We start from the raw sequence: 6,168 nt of genomic DNA, 5'->3' as shown, positions 1-6,168 counted from the left end.
CCGCAGCCGTTCGGGCAGCCGGTGACGCGGGTGACGATATGCTCATCGCTCACGCCGTGCTTGCTCATCACCCCTTCCACCTTGTCGATAAACGACGGCAGGAAACGCTCGGCTTCCGCCATCGCCAGCGGACAGGTCGGGAAGGAGACGCAGGCCATCGAGTTTTCGCGCTGCGGGGTGACGGCATTCATCAGACCATGATCCCGCGCGAGCTTCTCGATCCGCACCTTCTGATCTTCCGGTACGCTGGCGACAATCAGGTTCTGGTTAGCGGTGATGCGGAATTCGCCTTGATGGACCTTAGCAATCTCCAGCAGGCCAGTCTTCAGCGGACGACCCGGATAATCGAGAATGCGGCCGTTTTCAATAAACAGCGTCAGGTGCCACTTATCATCAATCCCCTTCACCCAGCCGATGCGATCGCCGCGGCCGGTAAATTCGTACGGGCGGATCGGCTCAAACTTAATGCCTGCCCGGCGCTCCACTTCCGCTTTGAAGGTTTCGACACCGACGCGCTCAAGGGTGTACTTGGTTTTCGCATTCTTACGGTCGGTACGGTTGCCCCAGTCGCGCTGGGTGGTCACAACCGCTTCCGCCACCGCCAGCGTATGCTCCAGCGGCAGATAACCGAATTCGCTCGCCGTGCGGGCGTAGGTTTTTTTGTTACCATGTTCGATAGAGAGACCGCCGCCCACCAGCAGGTTAAAGCCCACCAGCTTGCCGTTTTCGGCGATCGCCACGAAGTTCATGTCGTTGGCGTGCAGATCGATATCGTTCTGCGGCGGGATCACCACCGTGGTTTTAAACTTACGCGGCAGATAGGTCTGGCCGAGGATCGGCTCTTCGTCGGTAGTGGCGACCTTTTTCTGATCCAGCCAGATCTCGGCATAAGCGCGGGTACGCGGCAGCAGATGCTCAGAGATCTTTTTCGCCCACTCGTAGGCCTCAGCGTGCAGCTGCGACTCGTACGGGTTGGAGGTGCACAGCACGTTACGGTTCATATCGTTGGCGGTGGCCAGCGCGTCCAGCCCCACCGAGTGCAGCATCTGATGCACCGGCTTGACGTTCTTTTTCAGAATGCCGTGGAACTGAAAGGTCTGCCGGTTGGTCAGGCGAATACTGCCGTAAATGGTGTTCTCAGCGGCAAACTTATCGATCGCCTTCCACTGGGTGGTGGTGATCACCCCGCCCGGCAGACGGCAGCGGAGCAGCATCGCATGACGCGGCTCCAGCTTCTGGGCGGCGCGCTCCGCGCGGATATCGCGATCGTCCTGCTGGTACATGCCGTGGAAACGGATCAGCAGGAAGTTATCGCCTTTAAAACCGCCGGTCAGACCGTCGTTTAAATCTTCCGCAATGGTGCCGCGCAGGTAGTTGCTCTCAAGCTTCATGCGCTCGGCATCGCTCAGTTTACCTTCGACCACTAAAGGCCCCGGATGTTTTTCGCTCATTAGTAGACATCTCGCTGATAACGGCGCTCAACGCGCAGCTCACTTAAAAATTCGTCCGCCGCTTCGGCGTCCATCGCGCCGTATTCGGCAATCACTTCCAGTAAGGTGTTTTCCACGTCCTTCGCCATACGATTGGCGTCGCCGCAGACATAAATGTGGGCGCCGTCATTGATCCAGCGCCACAGCTCGGCCCCCTGCTCGCGCAGTTTGTCCTGCACATAGATTTTTTGTTGTTGATCGCGGGACCAGGCCAGATCGATACGGGTCAGCAGACCTTCCTTCACATAGCTCTGCCACTCCACCTGATAGAGGAAATCTTCGGTGAAGTGCGGGTTGCCGAAGAACAACCAGTTCTTGCCTTGCGCTCCGTCCGCAGCGCGCTGCTGCATAAAGGCGCGGAACGGCGCAATACCGGTGCCCGGGCCAATCATGATCACCGGGGTCTCCGGATTGGCTGGCAGACGGAAGTTGTCGTTGTGTTCGATAAAGACACGGACTTCGCCATCCTCTTCCACGCGGTCGGCGAGGAAGCTGGAGGCACCGCCAGCCCGGGCGCGGCCTTCAATTTCATAGCGCACCACGCCCACGGTGACATGCACCTCGCTCTCCACTTCCGCCTGTGAGGAAGCAATAGAATACAGGCGCGGCGTCAGCGGACGCAGCAGACCGATTAACGCCTCAGCGTCCAGCTGCGCTGGAGAGAAACGGACCATATCGACGATCGGCGTCGCGGCGGCATACTGCTGCAACTGAGCTTTGTCGCCCACCAGCGGCAGCAGCGATTCGCTGCGCGTCAGGGCGGCGTAGTTTTCAACGATAGTCGCGGTGTTAACCGTCAGCTCAAAATGCCACTGCAGGGCTTCCGACAGCGGCAGAGTTTTACCCTCAACGGTCACCGGCTCGTCGCCTTTCAGCCACAGAAGCTCCACCAGCTCTTTCACCAGCTGAGGATCGTTCTGGTACCAGACGCCCAGGGCGTCGCCCGGCTGATAGCGCAGACCGGAATCACCGAGGTCTATTTCGATATGGCGCACATCTTTTTCTGAATTGCGGCCGGTGATTTTCTGATTGACCGACAGGGTCGCCGTCAGGGGCGCTTCTTTGGTATATGGGCTGGTGTGAATATCGTTCACCGCGCCGCTGGTGGCCAGCTGAGCGGGCGCAGCGACCGGCGCACGGGCCTTCAGCGCCTCAACCACGCGCGCGCGCCATTCAGCGGCCGCGGCCTGATATTCAACGTCGGCGTCGACGCGATCGAGCAGACGTTCCGCGCCGAGCTCGGCCAGCTTGTTGTCGAAATCTTTGCCGGACTGGCAGAAAAATTCATAAGAGGTATCGCCGAGACCAAAGACGGCGAACGCAGTCCCGTCCAGCTTCGGCGCTTTCTTAGAGAACAGGAACTTATGCAATGCGACCGCTTCTTCCGGCGGCTCTCCTTCCCCCTGGGTGGACGTCACTACCACCAGCAGTTTTTCCGCAGCAATTTGTTTGAATTTATAATCGCCTGCATTCACCAGCTTCACGTTCAGCTTCGCCGCCAGCAGATCGTCACGCAGCGCTTCGGCGACGCGGCGGGCGTTGCCGGTTTGCGAGGCGGAAATCAGCGTGATCGTCGGTACCTCGGCGGCCGGGGCGGGGGCGGCTACCGCCGTGCCGGACTGCTGATTCAGCACGCCCCAGAAATAGCCAGATACCCAGGCGAGCTGAGTGGGCGTGAAGTCAGTGGTGGCCGCCTGAAGGCGCGCCAGTTGCTCCGGGTTGAGCGGTAGCAAGTTGGAAGGTGGGGCCTGTGTCGTCATGCGTCGTTTGTTCCAGTAAGCAAAGCTGTTATTCGCACCCTGTCAGCGCGACAAAAACAGAAGAGAATAGAAGGTTAACGGCGGGCATAGTAACAATTAAAGAAGGGATGGAAATAATAAATAACCAAATGGACTAACCTGTTTTAGTTGTAGTTATTAACAACAAAATCGATTAAATAAGCAATTGAAATATAAGAGATTAAATCAAATAAAGCAGATAAACATGTCCATTTTCTGTTCACGGCCGTTTTAGTTAATGCGAAAAAATGTACTTTCCGGTACCCTACGGCGGTTTTTTTCGTCCTGTTGAGAGTCAATGATGTCCACCACGCTGTTTAAAGATTTCACCTTCGAAGCCGCCCACCACCTGCCGCACGTCCCGGAAGGACACAAATGCGGTCGCCTGCATGGCCACTCCTTTATGGTGCGTCTGGAGATCACCGGTGAAGTCGATCCCCATACCGGGTGGATCATGGATTTTGCCGAGCTGAAGGCCGCCTTTAAGCCGACATACGATCGCCTCGACCACTATTATCTGAACGATATTCCTGGTCTGGAAAACCCCACCAGCGAAGTGCTGGCCAAATGGATCTGGGATGAGATGAAACCGCGGGTGCCGCTGCTGAGCGCCGTGATGGTCAAAGAGACCTGCACCGCCGGCTGCGTCTATCGCGGCGAGTAAGCGAAAAAAAGCCCGGTCAGTACGCTGCCGGGCTTTTTTATCAGGCAATATTCAGATACTTGTGCGTCTGCATAGACAGGCGCCAGTTGCGGGCGATGCAGGTGTCGATACACAGGCGCGTCGCATCTTCTTTCTGACTGATCGGCTGCAGGGCGATGATCCGCGGTTTGTCATCGCTCAGCGTTTCCAGCAGTTCGTCCAGCGCTTCTATGTCGCGGACGCGCCCTACCGGATGCTTGATCTCATCCGCCCGCTGCAGGGCCTGAGACAGCACGTCATAGCCACCGCGCATGTTGACCTTCGGGGAAACCGTCACCCAGGTATTGGGGCTGCAGCGTACTTCATGGGTGCCGCTGGTTTCAATCTGACAGCTAAAGCCGTTTTGTTCCAGAAGCGAGGTTAACGGCGTTAAATCATGAATGCAGGGCTCACCGCCGGTAATAACCACGTGGCGGGCTGTCCACCCCTGCCGCCCAATAATCGCCAGCAGATCCTCGCTGCTTGCCGGGCCCCACTTGTCGCTCTCTTTGGTTTTCGCCAGGATGCTGAACAACGACACTTCCCGATCGGCCAGCTTGTCCCAGGTATGCTTGGTGTCACACCACGCGCATCCTACCGGGCATCCCTGCAGACGAATAAAGATGGCAGGCACGCCGGTGAAGTAACCCTCGCCTTGCAGGGTCTGGAACATCTCGTTAATCGGGTACTGCATAGTCATCTCTGTTTCGGGTGATAAACGTTCATTATCGCAGATTTCGCTGCCCAGGTCTTGTCCTGCGCTGCGATCGCTTTTTTACCCCTCCGTCAATATCCGTGTCGGGAATAATATTATTGATTAAAAAAGCAATCTTTTCTTTTGGCTTAGTTTATTAGCATGGTAAGAATTAAAATAAATAGCATTCTGACGCGCGGGGGGAAATATGTAACAGAAAATGTTATTCCTGTCATTCAGGATAAAATAAAAGGTCCAAGAAACAAAATAAAAAACCTTAAAATACAGTAATGTACAAACTGATACATGAAAGAGTGAATTATCTGGCCGATCTGCGAGTCCAATTCTACCCCCCGGTAATAATAACCTTAAACTGGTCTTAATAAAGCCCTGATCGGGCCCCTTTTTTATTTAATTGTCGTTTACTTTTGCCCGCCTAGAATCCCGCAGACCAACCATAATGAGATAGCGTTTATGACCACATTATTAATTACCGGCGTTACGGGGTTTCTGGGCGGTGCCGCGTTAGAGAAAATACTCCATCAGGAAACCCGGTTAGATCTGCTGCTGCTGGTACGTGCTGATAGCCCCGAGGCTGGCCTCGAACGGGTTAAAGAGAACATGCGTAAGTTCAACATCGCCGAGGAGAAGCTGGCGATGTTGCGCCAGCAGCATATCCTGCTGGGCGATCTCGCCTCTCCGGAGCATTTTCTTAACGATCCGCGCCTCGATCAGGTCACGCACATCCTCAACTGCGCCGCTGTCGCTTCATTTGGCAGCAACCCGCTTATCTGGAAGGTTAACGTTGAGGGTACGCTGCGCCTGGCGCAACGGATGGCGCAGGTTGAGGGTCTGCAGCGTTTTCTGCACGTCGGCACAGCGATGTCATGTTCGCCTGAGCCGGATTCACTGGTCGCCGAAAGCGCGGAGTTTCGGGAACGCGCTGAGCACCTGGTGGAATACACCCACTCGAAGTCGACCATCGAGCAGCTGATGCAGCAGCATTGCCCTACGCTACCGCTGGTAATTGCCCGCCCCTCTATCGTGGTGGGTCATACCCATCACGGCTGCCGGCCTTCCAGCAGTATTTTCTGGGTGTTCAGCATGGGGCTGATGCTGCAGAAATTCATGTGCTCCATGGAGGACCGAATTGACGTTATCCCGGTGGACTACTGCGCCGACGCCCTGCTAATGCTGCTTAACCAGCCTCTGGCTCACGGCGAGGTGGTGCATATCTCTGCTGGCGAAGAGAACAGCGTGAAGTTTGCCGAAATCGACCGGGCGATGGCTCAGGCCCTGGAGCAGGCGCCGGTGGGGGATAAGTACGCCCAGGTGAGCTATGAAACGCTGGTCAAAATGAGACGCGAACTGAAAGGGATATTTGGGCCATGCAATGAGCGGCTGATGCTGAAAGCCATGCGCTTATACGGCGCGTTCGCCACCCTGAACGTGCGCTTTAGTAACGACAAGCTGCTGAGCATGGGGATGCCAAAACCGCCGCGCTTTACCGATTACATCGACCGC

Annotated in this window: 5 protein-coding genes; 2 read left to right on the top strand and 3 right to left on the bottom strand. The window is 56.1% G+C overall.

Going from position 1 to position 6,168, the window contains the following annotated elements; genetic code table 11:
* Both cysI and cysJ read right to left on the bottom strand, forming a co-directional pair.
* The coding region (gene cysI / locus HMPREF9538_RS04950; protein ID WP_009486036.1) for an assimilatory sulfite reductase (NADPH) hemoprotein subunit at positions 1–1,451 on the bottom strand (1,451 nt) is incomplete at its 3' end.
* Positions 1,451–3,250 (bottom strand): NADPH-dependent assimilatory sulfite reductase flavoprotein subunit, encoded by a 1,800-nt coding sequence (gene cysJ, locus HMPREF9538_RS04955; RefSeq protein ID WP_009486035.1) that lies wholly within the window; start codon positions 3,248–3,250, stop codon positions 1,451–1,453. The genes cysI and cysJ, both read right to left, overlap by 1 nt.
* Before the next feature lie 316 nt (positions 3,251–3,566).
* Between cysJ and queD the strand changes: the two genes are divergently transcribed.
* Positions 3,567–3,932, top strand: a complete 366-nt coding sequence (gene queD / locus HMPREF9538_RS04965) for a 6-carboxytetrahydropterin synthase QueD (RefSeq protein ID WP_004174641.1) — start codon at positions 3,567–3,569, stop codon at positions 3,930–3,932.
* A gap of 40 nt (positions 3,933–3,972) precedes the next feature.
* Here queD and queE read toward each other — a convergent pair whose 3' ends face one another.
* Positions 3,973–4,644 carry a 7-carboxy-7-deazaguanine synthase QueE gene (gene queE, locus HMPREF9538_RS04970; RefSeq protein WP_002915210.1) on the bottom strand — a complete coding sequence of 224 codons (672 nt, stop codon included), beginning with the start codon at positions 4,642–4,644 and terminating at the stop codon, positions 3,973–3,975.
* Positions 4,645–5,118: 474 nt separating this feature from the next.
* Here queE and HMPREF9538_RS04980 point away from each other — a divergent pair.
* Positions 5,119–6,168, top strand: a 1,050-nt coding sequence (locus HMPREF9538_RS04980; protein WP_009486032.1) for an SDR family oxidoreductase, incomplete at its 3' end; no start/stop codon positions are given.

Source organism: Klebsiella sp. MS 92-3, assembly GCF_000195655.1.
GTDB classification, from domain to species: Bacteria; Pseudomonadota; Gammaproteobacteria; order Enterobacterales; family Enterobacteriaceae; genus Klebsiella; species Klebsiella pneumoniae.
This window is presented reverse-complemented; position numbering and strand designations above follow the sequence as displayed.

Coding starts and splice junctions, on each gene's coding strand:
- queD (WP_004174641.1), top strand. CDS start 3,567: ATGATGTCCACCACGCTGTTTAAAGATTTCACCTTCGAAGCCGCCCAC.
- cysJ (WP_009486035.1), bottom strand. CDS start 3,250: ATGACGACACAGGCCCCACCTTCCAACTTGCTACCGCTCAACCCGGAG.
- queE (WP_002915210.1), bottom strand. CDS start 4,644: ATGCAGTACCCGATTAACGAGATGTTCCAGACCCTGCAAGGCGAGGGT.